Origin of the sequence: Rhodococcus sp. YH3-3 (genome assembly GCF_001653035.1) — a bacterium.
GTDB lineage: Bacteria > Actinomycetota > Actinomycetes > Mycobacteriales > Mycobacteriaceae > Rhodococcus_F > Rhodococcus_F qingshengii.
The window spans coordinates 1108255-1126511 of record NZ_BCWH01000001.1; the positions used below are offsets into that span (position 1 = coordinate 1108255).

An 18257-nucleotide genomic window follows, 5' to 3' on the forward strand; every position below is an offset into this window, starting at 1 on the left:
CAGGTCCGCGGCTAAAGCGATGGACACTCCGACGCCGGCGGCCGGACCGTTGACCGCGGCGATCACCGGGACCGGGGCGCTGGTGATGGCGCGAATCAGCGACGTCGCCGCATCCATGACGACTTTCGGGTCTGCGGGGTTGACGGCCGCTGCGGCGAGGTCGGCGCCGGTGCAGAACGCTCGACCGGATCCGGTGATGACGATGGTGCGAACGGCCGGGTCTGCGCCGCCGTCGTGGACGGCAGCTGCGAAAGCAGTCATCGTGGGCAGATCGATCGCGTTCATCCGCTTCGGGCGGTCGAAGGTCAATCGCAGTACACCGTCGGTGATTTCGGAGCGAAAGCCCGTCTCGGCGGTGGCGGTCATGCCGCGCTCACAGCGGTGACGAATCCGGAAAGCCGTGAAGTGATGAGGTGTTCGGCCTCCGAGACCATGCGGTCGATCATGTCTGCGACGGTCGGGATGTCGTTGATCAATCCTTGGCTCTGTCCGGCGGACCAGATGCCTGCATCGAGGTCGCCGTCCTCGAAGACCTTGCGTCCGCGGGCTCCGGCTACCAGATGCTGAATGTCGCTGAACTGCGCGTCGCCACGTGCTTCGATGTCGACGACCTCGGCACTGATCGCATTCGCGGCTACGCGCGCGGTGTTGTGAAGGGTCCGGAAGATCAGCTTGGTGTCGCGTTCGGTGTTTGCGACAATCTGCTCTTTAACCGATTGTGCGACAGGGGATTCCACGGTACACATGAAGCGAGTTCCCATGTTGACGCCGTCTGCTCCGAGCGCAAGCGCCGCGACGAGTCCACGTGAATCTGCGATTCCGCCTGAAGCGATCACCGGAATCGTGAGTTGCTGCGTGGCCGCCGGAATCAGAATGAGCCCTGGTATGTCGTCCTCGCCTGGGTGCCCGGCGCATTCGAAGCCGTCGATGCTGACGGCGTCGACGCCCAGTCTCTCGGCTTTGACCGCATGTCGAACTGCAGTGCACTTGTGGATAACCTTCACGCCCGCGTCCTTGAAATGCGGAAGATGATCGATCGGATTGGAACCGGCGGTTTCGACGATCTTGATCCCGGATTCGATGATCGCCTGGCGGTATTCGGCGTACGGCGGCGGCGTGATCGACGGCAGAATAGTGAGATTGACGCCGAAAGGCTTGTCGGTGAGATCGCGGGTTCGAGCAATTTCCTTGACGAGGTCTTCCGGTGTGGGTTGAGTGAGGCCCGTCAAGAACCCGAGGGCGCCGGAATTTGCCGTGGCCGCAACAAGTTCTGCCCGTCCCACCCACATCATGCCCCCTTGCACGATGGGATGGTCAACGCCGAACATTTCGGTGAAGCGAGTGCGAATCATCTGCTCACAACTACTTTCTTACGGTCGGTCATTCGGCATCGAACCCTCTTGCGGGCGAAGAAAACTTCACGCCGCAGGGAACGAGCCCGCCAGCGGACTAGGTGCGAGGTTATGCGAATCGTCACTAACATAACACCGCTGAGAGAGCGGGTGTCAAGACTCTTTTTCCGGAATCCGTCCGCCGCTACAACTGCGTTGTAGGGTTTCGGGTGAAGCAGTACCGGGCGCGAATTGCGACCTTCGCGACGGTTAACATGATCCGTTCGGACTCGCGCCCGTGGAAGTGCGGTGCAGCGGACGAAGGCAGTGCAAGAGAAAGCAACGGAAGTGGAGGGTCAGGTGCCCGGACAGACACGCGTCTCCGTGCGTGGCAGCGACCCTGCACCACGGACGCGTCCGAAGAATCGGAAGGCACAAATCGCGGCCGCTGCTGCGGAAGCATTCAGCGAACGTGGCTACCATGCGGTGGGTATCGACGAGATCGCAGCGAAGGTCGGAATTTCCGGTCCGGCCCTCTATCGTCATTTCCCCACGAAATACGCGCTGTTCGTCTACACCGTGAACAACCTGACGCAGGCGTTGTTGGATGCCAGCGATCCAGCTGTGCACGGAAACGAAAATCCACGCGAGCAGTTGAACTCCACGATGGTGGGTGTCATCCGCGCGACGATCGAGAATCGGCGCCGGGGAGGGCTCTACCGATGGGAGGGCAGGTACCTGGTCGACGAGGATCGTGAGCAATTGCGGGTGGGAATGCGCACGCTCAATCTTCGGATCGCCGAGCCGCTGGCAGCGGTTCGTCCGGAACTCGACCCGGCGGATGTAGAACTCATCGCGCCCGCCGTGCTCAGTGTGATCGCCAGTATCACCGGTCATCGATCCGCGTTGTCCGCCAAGCAGATCGAAGCGCTGATTCTTGCGGCATGCTGGTCCGTCATCGGCGTCGAATTGCCCGCTGCCGAGGAGGACGGCGCGAGGGCAGGGGCGTCCGAACGCAAAACAGGCCTCGTACGGACGTCGAAACGCGAAGTGCTGCTTCAGGAAGCAGTGTTGCTGTTCTATCAGCGCGGCTACCACGACGTGAGCATCGAGGAGATCGGTGCCGCGGCGGGTATCAACGCGTCGAGTGTGTATCGGCACTTCGCGAGCAAGGCCGACCTTCTTGCTGCGGCCTTCCACCGTGCGTCCGATCGTCTGACTATGACGTTGGGCTCGGCGTTGGCTGAGTCGGAGACTCCTCTCGCGGCCGTCGAGACGTTGGCGAAGATGTACGTCGAGGTTTCGTTCGGAACCAGCGAACTGTTGGCCGTGTACTTTGCCGAGATCGGCAGTTTGCCGGATCGATCACGGACCGAGTTGCGCAACATTCAGCGTTTGAACGTCGAGGAGTGGGCGCACTTGTGTGTCGAGGCGCGTCCGGAGTTGTCGATCGTCCAAGCGCGGTTTCTCGTCCACGCGGCGCTCGGACTGGTCTTCGACATCGGCCGAATCGTGCACTTTTCCTCGGAGAACTCCGCGCAGGCCCGCGTCGAGAAACTGCTGTCCGCGACGCTCCTCGGGTAGTCCCGCCCGAAACAGTAGGTGTGACTTCACGTATCGCGGGTAGGTTCGTGATCGCAAGGCGTTCACCGAATCATGTGAAGACGGAAGTAGGGACAGCAATGCCAACTCGTACCGCACGCACCGCCTGGAACGGCACCCTCGAGGCCGGATCGGGACAGGTGGAACTCACCAGCTCGGGCGTCGCCACCTTCGACGTGTCGTTCCCCAAGCGCGCAGCTGAGGAGGCCGGCGGAACCACCAGCCCCGAGGAACTCATCGCCGCGGCGCATTCGTCCTGCTATGCGATGCAATTGTCGGCCCTGATCGCCGAGGCCGGCGGGACCCCGCAGAGCCTCGACATCACCGCGGACGTGTCACTCGGCCCCGACACGGTCGGATTCAAGCTCACCGGAATCAAGCTCACCGTTCGCGCCGAGGTCGACGGCCTCGACGCCGACGGTTTTGCCAAGGTTGCCCAGGCGGCCAAGGAAACATGCCCGGTCAGCAAGGCACTGACCGGCGTCGACATCACGTTGGATGCGGCCCTGGACTGATCATCTCGCGCTCGGGCGCCCCCTCCGGCGCCCGAGCGCGGTGGTGTGTGACGACCAGGTAGCTCGCGAACAGGATCGGGAGCACCCACAGGTCCGAGGGATCGCGATAGACCAGGATCGGCAAGAGATCTCCGCGGAATCCTCCTGCGGTCAGGCGGAGAAACCCGATCACCCACTCGTATGCGTCGCCGATCGGCGGTATCACCTTCACGGCGGCGAAGCCGATCCCCGTGACCGCGATGGACCAGGCGATCGCTGCTCGCCCCACCAGACTTCGCCTGAGCACCTCGAGAACCGAGAGCAGAAGCAGGGGAAGCAGGAACACACCGGCGACGTCGGACAGCTTGCCCGTCATCGTGTTCCCGAATGCCCCTTTGAGTACGTGGTCGTTGATCAAGATGACGGCCACCGAGACCAGTGCCCACGGATTCAGCAGCAGATCGCCCGGACGATTCACGACAGGTTGATGGTTGCCGAGCCGGACGAGAACAGATCGCACTTGAACTGAAGGCGCAGACCGGTGGCGGCTTCGGGGACCTCGTACGCCAATTCGCCTCGCTTGGCAGCGCCCGGCGCAAGCTCTCCGTCGACACTCGACGTGCTGCTGTCGGTGAACGTGATGTTGTACGACTTGTTTGCCGAGTCCTGCAGTTCGAAGCACATCATCGACGAGACCGTCGACGGCTTGTCACTGTTGTTGGTGACCTCGGTGTCGACCACGACGTAGCGGTTTCCGGGATCAGCGGTGATGAACTGATTGGTCGAGACGTAGGGATCGACGACGCCGTGTACCTGGACGCGCCAGTCGCCCAGTTCGACGACGTCACCGATTCCGAAGGCGGCCGCAGGTGCGGCGGAAGAACCGTTGTCGTCGACCTTCTTCGCTTCGTCGGTCTCGCCCGAGGCGATGGTTGCGAACAGGGCTGCGCCGACGGCGAGGAGGGCGAGGGGAGTGCGGAGTGATCGCATGATGTGCGCCTTTCGAGAGTTGGTATGGCACAAGTCAACGATGTGAGGACTGCTCACCGCTTCGGTCGAAAGATCGGTCCGCCTCATCCTTTCGGTCGGAGCCTGGCGGTTCGTCCACCCGTTCGGCTGATTCGAGGCGTCGGTGGCGGTGGATACGCTTGCTCGGTGATCACCACCAAAGGAACCGTTGTGCGACGACGCGTATGGACTACCGCCGCTGTCGCGTTCAGCCTTTTCTGTTCCTTCATGACGGTGGGCATCGCAGGCGCGTCGGGAAATATGCCACCGGTATTGGTCGGTATCGGGTTCGTCCTGGGCGTGGCCGGTGGGATATCGCTTGTGTGGCGCCATCAGTATCCCTGGGTGGTTCTGGCGATCACGCTGGTCGGCCCGTTGTTCTTCCCCACCGATGCGACGGCGGCGCTCATCGCATTGTTCGCCGTTGCTCGGATCGCGCGTGGGCCTCGGCTTGCTGCCGCTGCGGCAGCTGTCTTCGTCGCGTGCGGAATTTCGTTGACCTACGACGCTTTTCGCAATCGTGAGTACTCCGTTCTCACGATGGGAACGATGAAACCCAAGGACGGTTCGGCGGTTGTTCAATACGACGTCGCCATCTGGATCCCGTGGCTCGTCGCAGCCGTCATGGTCGGCATCGTCGTGGCGCTCTCGCTCCTGATTCGGACCAGAACCGAACTCGTCGAGGCCGAACACGTACGGGATCTTGCCACCGAGAAAACAGACGTGATGCGCGACGAGATGATTCGCACCGAGGAACGAACGCGGATCGCGCGCGACATGCACGACACGATCGCGGCCAGTCTGAGCCGGATTTCGTTGTTCGCCGGTGGGTTACAGGTCAGCGCGGCAGACAATCCCGAGAAGGTCGTCAACACCGCTGCGATGATCAGAACCACCGCGCACGAGGCTTTGGACGAATTGAAGGGAATCGTCGGAGTGCTCAGGGGAAGCGGTGATCGCCGCGAACACGGCGGGCACCAGGGGATCGACGCGATCGGCGATCTGGTCAACGGTGCACGCGCCGCGGGCATTCACTGCCGTCTCGAATCGGAGCTGCTCCCGGGTGATGTCGGAATGTTGGCGGGGCACGTCTGTTATCGCGTCGTTCAGGAATCGTTGACCAACGTCCAGAAGTACGCGAGCGACCAGATGCTCGTCATTTCGGTGACCGGGTCGCCGCACGACGGAATTCGTATCCTCGCACGCAACAAGCTGAGCGAGCTTGCACCCATGACGTCGATCGGTTCGCGGTCCGGCTTACGCGGGTTGGCCGAACAGGCAAGAGAAATCGGCGGCAAGGTGGAGGCAGGCGCGCTGGGGGACGATTTCCTCGTCAGTTGCTGGGTGCCCTGGTCGTCGTAACCCTCCCACCCTCCGACTGTCGGGGGCTCTGGGTAATCTGAGCGCACTATGGACGCTGACTCGCGCATCACAGTTTTGATCGTCGACAACGACGCCTGGGTTCGGCGCGGAATGAAGGACATCCTGGAAGCAGCGCCGGACATCGTGGTGGTTGCCGAGGCCGAGGACGGCGATCAGGTCGCAGCCAAAGTCACTCGGTTTCGTCCGCACGTGGTGCTGATGGATCTGAAGATGGCACGGGTCGGTGGCTTGGAGGCCACCCGAGAGTTGATGACCATGAGCAATCCGCCGAAGGTCATTGCGATGACCGCCTTCGACGTCGACGACATGGTCGTGCAGGCGGTCGAGGCGGGCGCGCACAGTTTTCTGAGCAAGGACGCGGCCCCACAGGCGTTCCAGCAGGCAGTACGGGTGGTGGCGTCGGACCACTCGTTGTTCAGCTCCGATTCTCTACGTGCCATCGTGGCCTCGGCACCGCGTCGGCAAACACCCGACCTGACTCCCCTCGCTTCGCTCACCGAGCGTGAGCGCGAAGTGTTGACAATCCTGGCGACAGGCGCGGCCAACAGCGTCATCGCGGAGCGGCTGTACCTCGGTGAGACCACCGTCAAGACGCATATCTCTTCGCTGTTCGGCAAGCTGGGTGTGCCCAACCGCGTGAGTGCATCGTTGATCGCGTTCCGGTGTGGCCTTGTGACGTGACTCGGGACTAATCCCGACCCTGTTCGTTGTTGCACCTTCGGTGACTGATCAAATCGTGATTGACCAAGACGTGACCATCGAAGTGTGGTCGGACGTCGCTTGTCCGTGGTGCTACATCGGAAAGACCAGGTTCCTCTCGGCGCTGGATCGTTTCGAGAACAAGGACCGCGTCAACGTCATCTGGCGCTCGTACCAGCTCGCTCCGGAGACCCCGGTGGGAGAGGGCCGAACCGAACTCGACGCCTTGGTCGAAATGAAGGGGATGGCGCCTGATCAGGTACGTCAGATGTTTGCCCACGTCAGCGCGACGGCAGCCGAGGTCGGCTTGACCTTGGACTTCGACACCGTGATCGCCGCCAACACCTTTGATGCGCACAGGTTGCTGCATCTCGCGGGTGAGCGGCAGAACGAACTCCTCGAAGCGCTGTTCAAAGCGCACTTCAGCGACGGCAAGGTGATCGACGACCGTGAGGTGCTGGTCGAGCTGGCCGTGAGCGTCGGCCTCGACGCCGACGTCGTGCGCGAGCAACTGGGCTCCGATGCCGCAGCCGAGGCTGTTCGCGAAGATCTGTCCATGGCCCGCCAACTGCAGGTCAGCGGCGTTCCGTTCTTCGTCGCCAACCGTGCGGTCGCAGTATCCGGCGCTCAACCCGAAGAGGTGTTTCTGCAGTTGCTCACTCAGGCCTCCGAACCGGCCTGAGTAAGGCGAGCGGCACGAACTGCCGGGGCGTTCGAGAACGGCAACAGATGTGCACCGTCGTCGGGGCAGGAAAGCGTGACGTGCGCTGCATCGACGAACCGGTACGGCTGCGCTGCAACAACTCCGGCAAGGTTCTTGCGCAGACGCGACATCTCGGCCCGCGCGGTCACCGTGCGGGCCGGGTCACCGAAAAGATCCTGCGCCAACCGCGATGCGGTCAGTCCACGCCTCTCGGATCCGAGGAGAAACAGAATCTCCGCATGCCGCTGGGTCGGGGAGTAGGCCCATTCGCCCAACCCCGACGTGACGGTCACCGACATGTTCTCGGAATCGCGCAGATCGATATGCACCGTGGGCGCACTGATTTTCTCGCCGGTGGCGATCGGCCGGACCACCCACCCGCCGGGAAGTGGATCCAGTTCGCACAGACCCAAAGCGGGGAACCACGTCCTGCCGGGAGCCAAAGCCGCGGGGAGCAGCACGCGCGAGCGATGAGGTAGCGCATCGACCGCCGCTACCCAGCCATGAGTATCGATCACCAATGCCGGTGATCCGCTACGTGCAAGCATCGGCCCTGCAACAGAACGCAATTGATCGAGATTGTCCCGATGCTTGTCGCGTAGGTGTGATTGCGCGAGGCGTGCGACGGCGTCGACCAGAGCGAGTGTGGTGGGGTGGACGGTCTTGGCGGGACCACTGATGTCGACGACGCCGATGACACGGTCGTCCCGCGGATCGCGGATGGGTGCCCCCGCGCAGGTCCACGGATGATGGCTGCGCGCATAGTGTTCCGCCGAGAAGATCTGAACCGCCTGTCGTGACACCAATGCCGTTCCGATGGCGTTGGTGCCGACGCTGTCCTCGGCCCAGTTCGCACCCTCGACAAATCCCAGACGCGCAGCTTGGTCCAGTACACGATGGGACCCGCTGCGCCACAGAACAGTTCCGCGAAGATCTGCGACGACCATGATGTTCTCACCGCTCGCGGTAACCGATTCGAGTCCACGCGTCACGTCGTCGAGCACGTCGTACAGTCCGGACTCACGACGACGGAGATCGAGTTCGGCGACGTCCATGGACGGTTCGACCCGGTTGTGTTCGGGGTCGATACCTAACTCGCGCAGGCGTTGCCACGATTGGCGGACCACGTCCCTGGGGCGGGCCGGTGCGCGGTCTCCGGCCATCGTCGCGTCGTACACCGCGGCGAGGGTCCTCGCGTAGTCGCGAGGATCCTCGCCGGGCGGCATCGCAGGCTCTGGCAACCGCTTTTTCAGTGAAGACACCGCTTTCAGCGAAGACGCCGCTTTCAGTGAAGACACCTCGGTCAGCGGTAGACGAGGCCGCCGTCGATGAGACCGGCCTGACCGGTCATGTAGTCGGAATCGGGCCCGGCAAGGTACGAGACGAAACCGGCGACATCGTCGGGGGTTTCAGCTCGACCCAGCGCAATTCCGCCGACGAACTTCTCGTAGGTGGCGCCCTCTGGTGCACCGGTCAATTCGGCGAACCTCTTGTCGATCGTCACCCACATGTCGGTGCCCACGACGCCGGGGCAGTACGCGTTGACGGTGATTCCGTCGGAAGCGTATTCCTTGGCTGCAGCCTGAGTGAGGGCCCTGACCGCGAATTTTGTTGCGCTGTAAACACCTAACATGGCGAACCCGTCGTGACCGGCGATGGATGACGCGTTGATGATCTTTCCGCGCTGACCGAGCGCTTGGAACTTTGCTGCTGCAGCTTGAATTCCCCACAGGACGCCGTCGACGTTGACGCTCCAGATCTTGGAGACCTCTTCCGGCGTCGCGTCGGAGATCGGGCCGACGAGAGCGATTCCCGCGTTGTTGACGATGACGTCGAATCCGCCCAATTCCTGGTGTGCATGTTCGACGGCTGCGTTGACCTGCGCTCGATCGCTGACGTCGGCGACAAACGTCGTTGCACGACGGCCGATCTGTCTGATCTCGTCGGCAACCGCATCCAGCTTGGTTTGGTCGAGGTCGACCAACGCGATGTCGGCGCCGTCGTGGGCGAGGCGGAGAGCGATTCCGCGTCCGATGCCTTGGCCGGCGCCGGTGACCAGTACTACCTTGCCCGTGATGCTCATGCAGTTTCTCCTCGTAAGCAGTGAACCGGTTGCCTGGGAACCGGTGAGTGATTTGTATGTGACGGCGACCACAATGCGGAAGGGTTGCACCGTGTTGCAATTCCGCAGAATGGGGCAGCGGTTGCAACCCTCGGCAACCCTCCCGATGTCCCGCGCGACGGCTCCATAGTTGCGCAACCACTTCGCGAATCATCTTGCGAGACAATCTGGGAGAGGGAACATGACCGCTACAGTCGACACACCCACGGAACCGGCCACGCCGAGCCGACAACCGTCACGCCGCTGGATCGGGTTCGGGATCGCGAACCTCGTGATCGTTCTCGTGCTGGCGGTTGCGAGTTGGTACCTGCTCGCCGATCCGACCACCAGCCCGTGGAATTTCTACCCGTTGCCGTTCAATGCAGCGCTTTTCTGGGCGATCCTCTTTGTGGTGTTCATCGGCTTCAACTGCGAGTTCGCCGGCTTCGATCGACTCCCGCAGCCGGCGAAAGGCCTGGCGATCATGGTCGCGACCGCGGTCTTCGCCGTCGTGGTGACGTGGCTCCTGGCAAACGGCTTGGGGAGTTTGTACCCGGATTTCGCGGCCGATCGTGAGGGCGGCCTCGGATATTTCGCGGGTGCGCTGTTCGTACTCTTCGGCTTCGGGACCTGGGTGATGGTGGTCCTGAACTGGCAGCATCGGCCGTGGACTTCCCTGGGGATGAAGCAGCCGTTGGTGGGTTTGTGTGAGATCGCGTTTGTCGCCGTCCCGACGCTGGCGCTGTACTTCGTGTTCGGTCTGCCGTCCGTGTCGCTGTCCGCCACGGATCCGTTGATGACCGTCGACACCGTGCTCGGGTGGTTCTACTGCGTCGTGGTGGTTGTGATCCTGACTGGCCAGACGCTCGACAACTGGCCGTGGCGACTGTTCGGCGGCGGGGGTAAGACGGCGCTCGCAGCCACGATCGGTAACTTCGCCGTGGGAACCGGCTTGTACTTCGTGGCGCTTCCGGTGGTGAAGGCACTTTTGGGAAGCGATGCCGTTGCCGAGTTGGGCGGTGTGGTCCATCAGTTCCCGGCGCAGCTCGGTGTGTGCTGGGCTTTCTGGATGATCTTCTGGGCCAACGCCTTCGGTAACAAACCCACGGGCTTTGCGGACGGGGTCAACCTGGCGATCCGCGCGCTGCTCACGTTTGTGCTCGCGGTGGTCACATTCTTGTTCTATTACCGCTTTGCAGCAGAGCACATTCTTCACGAGCCGGCAGTTGTCGACGGATTGCACGGCAATGCACTGGGTTTCGTGGACTGGGCCGTGTTGTGGACGCTGTTCTACGTCGTGGGATTTCAGTCGCTGGGACTCGGCAGATTCAAGCCTGCTGAGGGGTGAGTCGGTTGCCCGCACATCGGTGCGGGTAACCGGTATCGGGCGGCGGCACCGCGCCCGCTGATTGCAACAGACTGCAACGCTTGTGACCGGGGCCACTTATGGGATGTGCTGTGTGTCACATTCACAAACAAGGAGAAGTGATGACGCAAACCATCGATTCCGCAGTCACCCCCGAGGTGAAGTTGACGGCGGTGACACCTCAGGAACGCGTCGACGCCTGGCTGGCGGATTTCGAGTCGGCCCTCGCGGCTCGTGACATCGAGCGTGTGGCAGGCAAATTCGCACTCGACAGCTTCTGGCGAGACCTGGTGTCGTTCACCTGGAACATCAAGACCGTCGAAGGTCGCGAGCAGATCGCCGACATGCTCTCCGCGCGACTCGACGACACCGATCCTTCGGGATTCCGGACCACCGAGACACCCGACGAAGCCGACGGCGTCACGTCAGCCTGGATCGAGTTCGAGACTGCAACCGGTCGCGCGCACGGACACCTTCGTTTGAAGGGAGATGAAGGTTGGACCCTGCTGACGTCGCTGCAGGAGTTGAAGGGGTACGAAGAAGGTAAGGGCACTCGTCGTCCGCGCGGCGCCAAGCATGGGGCAGACCCGAACCGCATCACGTGGGCCGAGCAGAAGGAGATCGAAGACCGCGAACTCGGTTACACCACACAGCCTTACGTCGTGATCGTCGGCGGCGGCCAGGGCGGCATCGCGCTCGGCGCCCGGATGCGTCAGCTCGGAGTACCGGCCATCGTGATCGACAGCCACGAGCGACCCGGCGATCAGTGGCGCGGACGCTACAAGTCCCTGTGCCTGCACGATCCGGTTTGGTACGACCACCTGCCCTACATGCCGTTCCCCGACAACTGGCCGGTGTTCGCGCCCAAGGACAAGATCGGCGACTGGCTCGAGATGTACACCAAGGTCATGGAGGTTCCGTACTGGAGTTCCACGACCTGCACCTCGGCGTCGTTCGACGAGAAGACCCAGGAATGGACCGTCGAGGTCAACCGCAACGGCGAGAAGTTGACGTTGCGTCCCAAGCAGTTGGTGATGGCGACGGGTATGTCCGGCAAGGCCAACGTTCCGACGTTCCCCGGGCAGGACAAGTTCCTCGGCGATCAGCACCACTCGAGCAAGCACCCCGGCCCGGATCAGTACGTGGGCAAGAAGGTCGTCGTGATCGGGGCCAACAACTCCTCGCACGACATCTGCGGCGCACTGTGGGAGAACGGTATCGACGTCACGATGGTGCAGCGCAGCTCGACGCACATCGTGAAGTCGGATTCGCTGATGGATTTGGGCTTGGGCGATCTGTACTCGGAGCGAGCACTGGCCGCCGGCATGACGACACACAAGGCGGACCTCACGTTCGGTTCGCTGCCGTACCGGATCATGCACGAGTTCCAGATCCCGGTGTACGACGCAATCCGTGAGCGCGACAAGGATTTCTACGATCGCCTCGAGAAGGCGGGCTTCGAGCACGACTGGGGCGACGACGGTTCGGGCCTGTTCATGAAGTACCTACGCCGTGGCTCGGGCTACTACATCGATGTCGGCGCTGCCGAACTGGTTGCCAATGGAGACATCAAGCTCGCGCACGGCAACATTCGTGAGCTGACCGAGAACAGCGTGATCCTCGAAGACGGTACGGAATTGCCTGCCGACGTGGTGGTCTACGCGACCGGCTACGGCTCGATGAACGGCTGGGTGGCGGATCTGATCGGTCAGGACACCGCCGACAAGGTCGGCAAGGTGTGGGGCCTGGGCTCGAATACCACCAAGGATCCGGGACCGTGGGAAGGCGAGCAGCGCAACATGTGGAAGCCGACGCAGCAGGAAGCGCTGTGGTTCCACGGAGGCAATCTGCACCAGTCGCGCCACTACTCGCTGTACTTGGCGTTGCAATTGAAGGCGCGTTACGAGGGCATCCCGACGCCGGTGTACGGACTGCAAGAAGTGCATCATCTGAGCTGAAAAAGAACTGCTGTGCGCCTTTATTAACCGCGGGCGGTTAATAAAGGCGCACAGCAGGTTCAGCGAAGGGCGTACTTTTTTGCTACTTCGGTGTTCTTGGTCGCGCGCTCGGTAAGGAAGGCGAATGCCAACCCGAGTACGAGCCAGAGCGTCGCCTGCGTAGCGAGCGAGGAAAGTCGGAACTCCCACAGCAGAGTTGCCGGGAAGTCCTCGCCCACCTCGTTGATGCCGGGAAGCGAGACGTAACCGATCGTGGCGATCACCAGGAACGCAGCCACCGGAGCAGCGATGCGCACGCTGAGGAACTCGTGCCCGGAAACTGCCTTTGCCGCCGCTGCTGCCGCGGTGACGGACAGCAGCCCGAGAATCACGGCGGCCAGCCACAGCAGTGTGCGCTGGTTGATGGTGTCGGGATCTCCGACGGCCGGCGGATTGGCCGGGTACTTGAAAAAGGGGACAGCCTCGATAGCCAGCCAACCACCGACGGCGATTGTGATCGCCAACAACGGCCCGGACATTCCGGTGAGTCGTCGAGCGTAATTGGCAACGACCGAGAAGATCGCCCCGAGTGCCAGTCCGGCAAGCGCCGTGGCCAGGAACAGCCCGGTGCGCTGTCCGTCGCGGCTCACCAGTGGTTCTTCTTCGTCACCGTGCGAATGCCCAGCGGCTTCGCCGGAAACCTCACCGGTGGCGGTGTTGGCTTCTTCGATCGCAATGGCAGCGTTGACGTGCGGTTCACCCAGCACGAATGCAACTCCGCCGGCAAGGATGCCTGCGATCAGACCAGCCAACAAACCACGAATGAGAAGCTTCGTGAAATTGTCGACTAGTGGCACGGCAGGCCCATCAAGTGTCGACCGTCGTGCATCAATTCATGCATGTACATGCCGGTGCGAGAGATAGCGCCCTGGTCGAATCCGACCAGGTAGAGAGCCAGCATCGCGAACAGAACTACTGCAGCGGCGAGGAAAGCAAGACGAGTCGAATCGATCGACGTATCGGGAGAATAGGCGAGAGCCATCGAAGCCTCCTGGGATTTTCGCGTCCCCTAGGTCCATGCGATGGCCGAAGTGTCTGGCTGTCGAAATTGTCGTGCCGAAAAAGGCACTTCACCTCGAATTACAGTGGCGCGACCGCTCCGGGCTTTCACCGGATTCCTGTCGGACCATCGCGTTTACATGCGAACTTTTGCACTACAGCCCGCACCGTGTCAACGCGTGAAGCCGAGATGACCGTCGATTGTGCCCGCCAAGGCAGGCACAATCGCTCGAGATCAGCTCTTTGCGGCGACGTCCAGGACAACTTCGAATTCGAGCAACGACGCGCCCGAAGCGACGGGCTTCGCGCGCTCGCCGGAATGGGCTTCACGGGCGGGGCCGTCACGCCAATCGGCGAACGCCTGCTCGGACTCCCACTGAGTCACCACGAAGTAGCGGCTCTCACCGGCGGTGGGGCGGAGGAGTTGGAATCCGAGAAAGCCCGGGGAGTTCTCGACTGCGTGAGCGCGTGCTGCGAAGCGCTTCTCCAGTTCGGGGCCGGCGCCCTCGGGGACCTCGATTGCATTGATCTTCACGACTGCCATGCAAGCGACATTACCCGCGCACCTTCACCGCGTACCGTGACACTCGTGTTGCATGACGAAGGTGGAACGGGACAACCGATTCTGTTGTTGCACGGCCTCATGGGCAGCTCCCGAACGTGGCGACGCCAGGTGCCGTGGATCCGCGAGTTCGGCCACGTCTACACCTTCAACGCTGCCGGTCACGGCAGGCCGGCGCCAGCGGCACTGACTACCGAGGCATTCGTCGAGGACCTGACATCGGCGGTTGCGTCCATCGAGGAGCCGATGATCGTGATCGGTCATTCGATGGGGGCTCTGCATGCGTGGTGCTTCGCCGCCGCGCATCCCGAAAAGGTTTGTGCGCTGGTCCTCGAAGACATGGCCCCGGACTTTCGTGGACGCACCGCTGCGGACTGGGCGCAGATGATCTCGGCGTGGCCGCAGCCGTTTGCTTCCGAGGAGGCGATGAAGGAATTCTTCGGCCCCGTCGCCGGCCAGTACTTTCTCGATTCTTTCGACCGCCGCGACGACGGGTGGTACCTGCACGGCGACGTGTCGACCTTCCGCGACATCTCGGAGGAGTGGGGCACGAGGCATTTCTGGGATCAGTGGAAGGCGATCGAGGTGCCGACCTTGCTGATCGAGGGAGAGTTCACCATCACCCCCGAGGGACAGATGCGAGAGATGGCCGAGAGGCCGGGAACTCGGTACGTACGTATTGCCGATGCAGGCCACCTGGTCCACGACGATCAACCGCAGCGCTATCGCGAAGTGGTGACGGAATTCCTTCAGACCGTGAGCTGACTTCGGATCGACGCGCCCACCTGCTCCAGCTCGACGGCTCGCCTGGCCAGGAGTCCGGCAGCGAACTTCGCCTTGTCGCCGCGATGGCGGGGGACGACGTGCAGGTGCGAGTGGAACACGGTTTGGCCCGCGGCACGCCCGTCGTTGACGAGAAAGTTGACTCCGTCAGCGGCGATGTCGCAGCGGCGTAGAGCTCCGGCGATGAGCGTGCCGACGCGGAACATCTCTGCGCCTTCGTGACTTTCGAGAGCATCGAGGTTCTCTGCATGACGCTTGGGGACCACCAGGGTGTGTCCGCGACTCACCGGCCGTGCATCGAGGAATGCGAGAGTTGTCTCGCTCTCGTGAACGAGAATCGCCGGCTCGGTCAGCGCGACGATCTTGCAGAAGACGCAGGAATCGGTGCTCATGCCTACAGAATGTAGTCCGAAATCAGATCCGACCCCGACTACAGCAAGCGCAGTTGGCGTGCCCTCGTGATCGCTTCGTTTCGATTGTGTACGTCGAGCTTCTTGTAGAGAGTGCGCAGTTGAGTCTTGACGGTGTTGACGGACACGTACAGTTTGTCGGCCATCGCAGCCGACCCCATGCCGAGCGCCAGGAGTGAGAGGACTTTCTGTTCGCGTTCGGTCAGCTCCACGATATGTACGAATTCCGGAAAAGATTCCGCAGGAGACCTTTTCGAGAATTCGTCGAGTGCACGCGATTTCGTTTCGGCCATCGATTCGAGTTTCTCGACGTCCGCCGATGCGATGGTCGCGAACGAACGTAGAAGCCCGGTCTGATCCGCGATGCTGCACGCTCTGGACCACTCCTGAGAGGCGAGGCGTGGCTCACCCAGCTCGGAGTGGGCAACCGCTTGCACCAGAAGCGATTCCATCTGTGCCCGCGGATAGGATACGCCAGACCAGTCGAACTGGTGACACAGCGCCACCGCGGCCTCGTTCTGGCCGATCCGCTGACGTAAACGCGCCACCGACGTGAGCGTCCACGGGTTGGCTGCAGGATCGATGATCTCCTTGGCCAGTGCTACGGCATTGTTCCCCTGTCCGAGAGCGAGCAAGAGATCGATCTCTGCGGATTGCAACAGAGGAAGCGCGAAAGATGTAGCCGTGTACTGCTTGGAATGTGCTTCGATCGCATTGTGGAGCAACAGTAGTGCCGCAGTGTGGTCGCCGGAGGTCAAGGCGAATTGGCAATGCGCATAGACGACGAATGCCCACAGTTCCTCGGTGTCGGACGGAAGACCGAGTTCGGTCAATGCGAGACGTGCGTCGTCGAAGTCGAGTGTGTCGAGAGCAGTGAGCGCCCGTGCTGTCAGGCCGGCGATCTTGACCACAGGTTCGAGCCAACCGCCGGGGTCCGGATGCTTCTGTTCGAGTTCGGACCAGTGTGTGGCCTGCCGCGGCTCACCAGCCAGCGCCCAATTCAGGGCGGCACTTCCCGCAGAGTTACGAGCGATGAAGTCGACTCCATGAGACAGGGCGCCGTGGTACGCCATTCGAGCCTTGATCGTGGATTCTGTGAACCTGCCGCTCAATTGAAAATTGATCGCCCATTGAAGTCGCATGAGAGGGAGCTGTGCGCTGACCGCTTCCGGGTTGTTCTCCAGCGCACTGCGACTGAGATGAGACAGGCGCCTGGTGGTTTCTGCTGCGAGCCCGTACTCGCCTGCCATCCTGAGCATGATCGATTGAACGCAGGCAATGCTCAAGGCGTCCTTCGCGCCGGCCTCAGCGCCGAGAGCCCACAGTTCTGCCGGCGATTCGGGTAGCAAGTCGACTACCGTCGAGCGCTCGCTCGGATGCATCGTGAACAGTGCGCGCCCTGCCTCCACGGCAGAGTGTTTGTCCGCTGCTTCCGCCGGAATCCGTTGGAGAGCAGAGCGAACCGAGTCCAGATTGTGGACGATCATCGTCACCCAGTGTTGCTCGACGATGTCTACTGCCAGGGTCCAGTTCTGTGCCTCGACCGCGTAGTCCAGCGCCGACGCGTGATGACCGTGGTCGAGTCGGTTGTGTGCGAGGAACGAAAGACGTTGCGCCGGATCGACTCCAGCGCGCTTTTGGTGCGCGAGTATCGATCGACGAATTGCAGGCGGCAGCTCCCAGGTTTCTTCGGCTTCGGTCTCGACCCGTGACAACAACCCGGCTGTCTCCAGTATCGCCAGGCGCACGCGAATCTGATGAACGGTCTCGCCATCCTCAGGGTGTTGGGACTCGAACAGCATGGCGGCGATGTCGACGGTGATCGATCGCGCAAAGGCCGTCGCGAGCAGGAACTCGAGTTGTTTCACATGATCAGCGGTCATGAGAACGGATTTGTTCACGTAGTCGTCGATCGCCTGCGCGATGTTCTTCCTGATCATCTGCTCGCGGTTGCGGCTACCCGATGTCTGGACGGCGGGAACGGCGACACGAACCAGCGCTGGCAGCCCACCTGTCAGGGATGTGATTTGTTCGGCATCACCGTCAGTCGTGTGTACGTCAGTTTGTGCGAGCAAATGGGCGGTATCGGCTCTCGTGAACAACAGCTCACTCGCGCTTATCACCTCGTGGTCGGTGTCGAGCAGGTACGGCTCGGAGAACATGCCGAAGCCCGAGAGCGTGACCACGAGGTCCAGGTTGTGACAGAGGGCGAGGAGTTCGATCAACTGATCGTCCAACTCTGGTTCCGATATCAGATCCGGCCTGATCAGCACGAGCAGCACGGGGCGGCTGAGGGCGTTCAGGGATTTGGCGACAGCGGTGAAAGGATCGGCGAGATCGTCGACGTCGGGCAGTGCGATTCCGGCAGCGTGGATTCGATCGAGGACAACGGCCCAGAAATCTTCGAGTGTCGACGAGGGCCGTGGGGCCGAGACCCAGACGAGTATTCGTTCGGATGCCAAATGGGCGCGCAGCCACGATGCGATCAACGACGATTTCCCGTGGCCGTTCGGTGCACGGACGATGGTCAGCGCGGCACGTCGGTCAAGTTTGTCGAAGAGCGCTTGCCGGGGAATCGACGTCGCGAGGGTGCGCCTTTCGGGAATAGCTGCCCAGTCGTGGCCGTCCATCCCGAACATCAACGCGGACCCTTTCTGCTTTCGCGCCCCGCAATGATTGAAGAGTTTGGGCGGATTGTCTCGATCCATCTATCTACAGGGAGGAGCGTAGCTGGTGCGAATCCAGAGCGTGCCATCCCGGGCAATTCACCCGGGAATTCACCCCGGCTGAGAGAAGTTCACCCACACAATCACGCCGTC

At 62.0% G+C, this 18257-nt stretch carries 19 protein-coding genes and 1 riboswitch; of the genes, 8 read left to right on the forward strand and 11 right to left on the reverse strand.

What is annotated here, in order from left to right; translation table 11 throughout:
* Nucleotides 1-366 (reverse strand): enoyl-CoA hydratase-related protein (locus YH3_RS36580; RefSeq protein ID WP_238592524.1); only part of this gene is annotated, 366 nt, incomplete at its 3' end.
* Nucleotides 363-1352 (reverse strand): nitronate monooxygenase family protein, encoded by a 990-nt coding sequence (locus YH3_RS05205; RefSeq protein WP_019746804.1) that lies wholly within the window; start codon nt 1350-1352, stop codon nt 363-365. The genes YH3_RS36580 and YH3_RS05205, both read right to left, overlap by 4 nt.
* A gap of 339 nt (nt 1353-1691) precedes the next feature.
* Between YH3_RS05205 and YH3_RS05210 the strand changes: the two genes are divergently transcribed.
* Together YH3_RS05210 and YH3_RS05215 are read left to right on the forward strand one after the other, a co-directional pair.
* Nucleotides 1692-2915, forward strand: coding sequence for a TetR/AcrR family transcriptional regulator (locus YH3_RS05210; RefSeq protein ID WP_233405645.1), 1224 nt, complete (start codon nt 1692-1694; stop codon nt 2913-2915).
* A gap of 98 nt (nt 2916-3013) precedes the next feature.
* A complete protein-coding gene (locus YH3_RS05215) occupies nt 3014-3448 on the forward strand; it encodes an OsmC family protein (RefSeq protein ID WP_007726950.1) in 435 nt (144 codons plus the stop codon).
* Here YH3_RS05215 and YH3_RS05220 read toward each other — a convergent pair.
* Both YH3_RS05220 and YH3_RS05225 read right to left on the reverse strand, forming a co-directional pair.
* Complete coding sequence (locus YH3_RS05220; RefSeq protein WP_064443068.1) at nt 3423-3905, reverse strand: hypothetical protein; 483 nt, start codon at nt 3903-3905, stop codon at nt 3423-3425. The genes YH3_RS05215 and YH3_RS05220 overlap by 26 nt on opposite strands.
* On the reverse strand, nt 3902-4417 hold the full coding sequence (locus YH3_RS05225; protein WP_003945701.1) for a DUF4352 domain-containing protein: 516 nt from the start codon (nt 4415-4417) through the stop codon (nt 3902-3904). The genes YH3_RS05220 and YH3_RS05225 overlap by 4 nt, the downstream gene beginning before the upstream one ends.
* Nucleotides 4418-4441: 24 nt before the next feature.
* Between YH3_RS05225 and YH3_RS05230 the strand changes: the two genes are divergently transcribed.
* Genes YH3_RS05230 through YH3_RS05240 form a run of 3 tightly spaced genes read left to right on the forward strand, consistent with a single transcriptional unit; the run spans nt 4442 to nt 7199 of the window.
* The gene (locus tag YH3_RS05230; RefSeq protein ID WP_054781748.1) at nt 4442-5797 is read left to right on the forward strand and encodes a sensor histidine kinase; all 1356 of its coding nucleotides are present in this window, start codon (nt 4442-4444) and stop codon (nt 5795-5797) included.
* A gap of 48 nt (nt 5798-5845) precedes the next feature.
* Nucleotides 5846-6499, forward strand: coding sequence for a response regulator transcription factor (locus tag YH3_RS05235; RefSeq protein ID WP_064443069.1), 654 nt, complete (start codon nt 5846-5848; stop codon nt 6497-6499).
* Nucleotides 6500-6554: 55 nt separating this feature from the next.
* Nucleotides 6555-7199 carry a DsbA family protein gene (locus YH3_RS05240; RefSeq protein WP_223304575.1) on the forward strand — a complete coding sequence of 215 codons (645 nt, stop codon included), beginning with the start codon at nt 6555-6557 and terminating at the stop codon, nt 7197-7199.
* Here YH3_RS05240 and YH3_RS05245 read toward each other — a convergent pair.
* Both YH3_RS05245 and YH3_RS05250 read right to left on the reverse strand, forming a co-directional pair.
* Nucleotides 7178-8446 carry a GAF domain-containing protein gene (locus YH3_RS05245; RefSeq protein WP_020968367.1) on the reverse strand — a complete coding sequence of 423 codons (1269 nt, stop codon included), beginning with the start codon at nt 8444-8446 and terminating at the stop codon, nt 7178-7180. The genes YH3_RS05240 and YH3_RS05245 overlap by 22 nt on opposite strands.
* A 77-nt stretch (nt 8447-8523) precedes the next feature.
* Nucleotides 8524-9303, reverse strand: a complete 780-nt coding sequence (locus YH3_RS05250; protein WP_054831662.1) for an acetoin reductase — start codon at nt 9301-9303, stop codon at nt 8524-8526.
* Nucleotides 9304-9523: 220 nt separating this feature from the next.
* Between YH3_RS05250 and YH3_RS05255 the strand changes: the two genes are divergently transcribed.
* Both YH3_RS05255 and YH3_RS05260 read left to right on the forward strand, forming a co-directional pair.
* Nucleotides 9524-10669 carry a hypothetical protein gene (locus YH3_RS05255; protein WP_064443071.1) on the forward strand — a complete coding sequence of 382 codons (1146 nt, stop codon included), beginning with the start codon at nt 9524-9526 and terminating at the stop codon, nt 10667-10669.
* Nucleotides 10670-10809: 140 nt separating this feature from the next.
* Nucleotides 10810-12645: an NAD(P)/FAD-dependent oxidoreductase gene (locus YH3_RS05260; RefSeq protein WP_058039316.1), complete on the forward strand. Its 1836-nt coding sequence runs from the start codon at nt 10810-10812 to the stop codon at nt 12643-12645.
* A 59-nt stretch (nt 12646-12704) separates the two neighbouring features.
* Here the strand turns inward: YH3_RS05260 and YH3_RS05265 are convergent, their stop codons facing one another.
* From YH3_RS05265 to mhuD, 3 genes are all read right to left on the reverse strand, one after another.
* Nucleotides 12705-13481, reverse strand: coding sequence for a CbtA family protein (locus YH3_RS05265; protein WP_064443072.1), 777 nt, complete (start codon nt 13479-13481; stop codon nt 12705-12707).
* The gene (locus YH3_RS05270; RefSeq protein WP_003945915.1) at nt 13472-13666 is read right to left on the reverse strand and encodes a CbtB domain-containing protein; all 195 of its coding nucleotides are present in this window, start codon (nt 13664-13666) and stop codon (nt 13472-13474) included. The genes YH3_RS05265 and YH3_RS05270 overlap by 10 nt, the downstream gene beginning before the upstream one ends.
* A gap of 24 nt (nt 13667-13690) precedes the next feature.
* A riboswitch (cobalamin riboswitch) is annotated at nt 13691-13830 on the reverse strand.
* An 88-nt stretch (nt 13831-13918) separates the two neighbouring features.
* Nucleotides 13919-14227, reverse strand: coding sequence for a mycobilin-forming heme oxygenase MhuD (gene mhuD, locus YH3_RS05275; protein ID WP_007726927.1), 309 nt, complete (start codon nt 14225-14227; stop codon nt 13919-13921).
* 45 nt (nt 14228-14272) lie between these two features.
* Between mhuD and YH3_RS05280 the strand changes: the two genes are divergently transcribed.
* The gene (locus YH3_RS05280; RefSeq protein ID WP_064443470.1) at nt 14273-15010 is read left to right on the forward strand and encodes an alpha/beta fold hydrolase; all 738 of its coding nucleotides are present in this window, start codon (nt 14273-14275) and stop codon (nt 15008-15010) included.
* Here YH3_RS05280 and YH3_RS05285 read toward each other — a convergent pair.
* Nucleotides 14995-15420, reverse strand: a complete 426-nt coding sequence (locus tag YH3_RS05285; RefSeq protein WP_003945905.1) for an HIT family protein — start codon at nt 15418-15420, stop codon at nt 14995-14997. The two genes, YH3_RS05280 and YH3_RS05285, sit on opposite strands and share 16 nt — an antisense overlap.
* Before the next feature lie 38 nt (nt 15421-15458).
* Entirely contained in the window at nt 15459-18146 is a 2688-nt protein-coding gene (locus YH3_RS05290; protein ID WP_082920531.1) for a LuxR C-terminal-related transcriptional regulator, read from the reverse strand.
* Nucleotides 18147-18257: the final 111 nt, after the last annotated feature.

What these genes read in the sequence shown, in the direction of transcription:
- YH3_RS05205 (WP_019746804.1), bottom strand. Translation starts at nt 1,352, where the DNA reads ATGATTCGCACTCGCTTCACCGAAATGTTCGGCGTTGACCATCCCATC.
- YH3_RS05215 (WP_007726950.1), top strand. Translation starts at nt 3,014, where the DNA reads ATGCCAACTCGTACCGCACGCACCGCCTGGAACGGCACCCTCGAGGCC.
- YH3_RS05225 (WP_003945701.1), bottom strand. Translation starts at nt 4,417, where the DNA reads ATGCGATCACTCCGCACTCCCCTCGCCCTCCTCGCCGTCGGCGCAGCC.
- YH3_RS05230 (WP_054781748.1), top strand. Translation starts at nt 4,442, where the DNA reads ATGGCACAAGTCAACGATGTGAGGACTGCTCACCGCTTCGGTCGAAAG.
- YH3_RS05235 (WP_064443069.1), top strand. Translation starts at nt 5,846, where the DNA reads ATGGACGCTGACTCGCGCATCACAGTTTTGATCGTCGACAACGACGCC.
- YH3_RS05245 (WP_020968367.1), bottom strand. Translation starts at nt 8,446, where the DNA reads ATGCCGCCCGGCGAGGATCCTCGCGACTACGCGAGGACCCTCGCCGCG.
- YH3_RS05250 (WP_054831662.1), bottom strand. Translation starts at nt 9,303, where the DNA reads ATGAGCATCACGGGCAAGGTAGTACTGGTCACCGGCGCCGGCCAAGGC.
- YH3_RS05255 (WP_064443071.1), top strand. Translation starts at nt 9,524, where the DNA reads ATGACCGCTACAGTCGACACACCCACGGAACCGGCCACGCCGAGCCGA.
- YH3_RS05260 (WP_058039316.1), top strand. Translation starts at nt 10,810, where the DNA reads ATGACGCAAACCATCGATTCCGCAGTCACCCCCGAGGTGAAGTTGACG.
- YH3_RS05270 (WP_003945915.1), bottom strand. Translation starts at nt 13,666, where the DNA reads ATGGCTCTCGCCTATTCTCCCGATACGTCGATCGATTCGACTCGTCTT.
- mhuD (WP_007726927.1), bottom strand. Translation starts at nt 14,227, where the DNA reads ATGGCAGTCGTGAAGATCAATGCAATCGAGGTCCCCGAGGGCGCCGGC.
- YH3_RS05285 (WP_003945905.1), bottom strand. Translation starts at nt 15,420, where the DNA reads ATGAGCACCGATTCCTGCGTCTTCTGCAAGATCGTCGCGCTGACCGAG.
- YH3_RS05290 (WP_082920531.1), bottom strand. Translation starts at nt 18,146, where the DNA reads ATGGATCGAGACAATCCGCCCAAACTCTTCAATCATTGCGGGGCGCGA.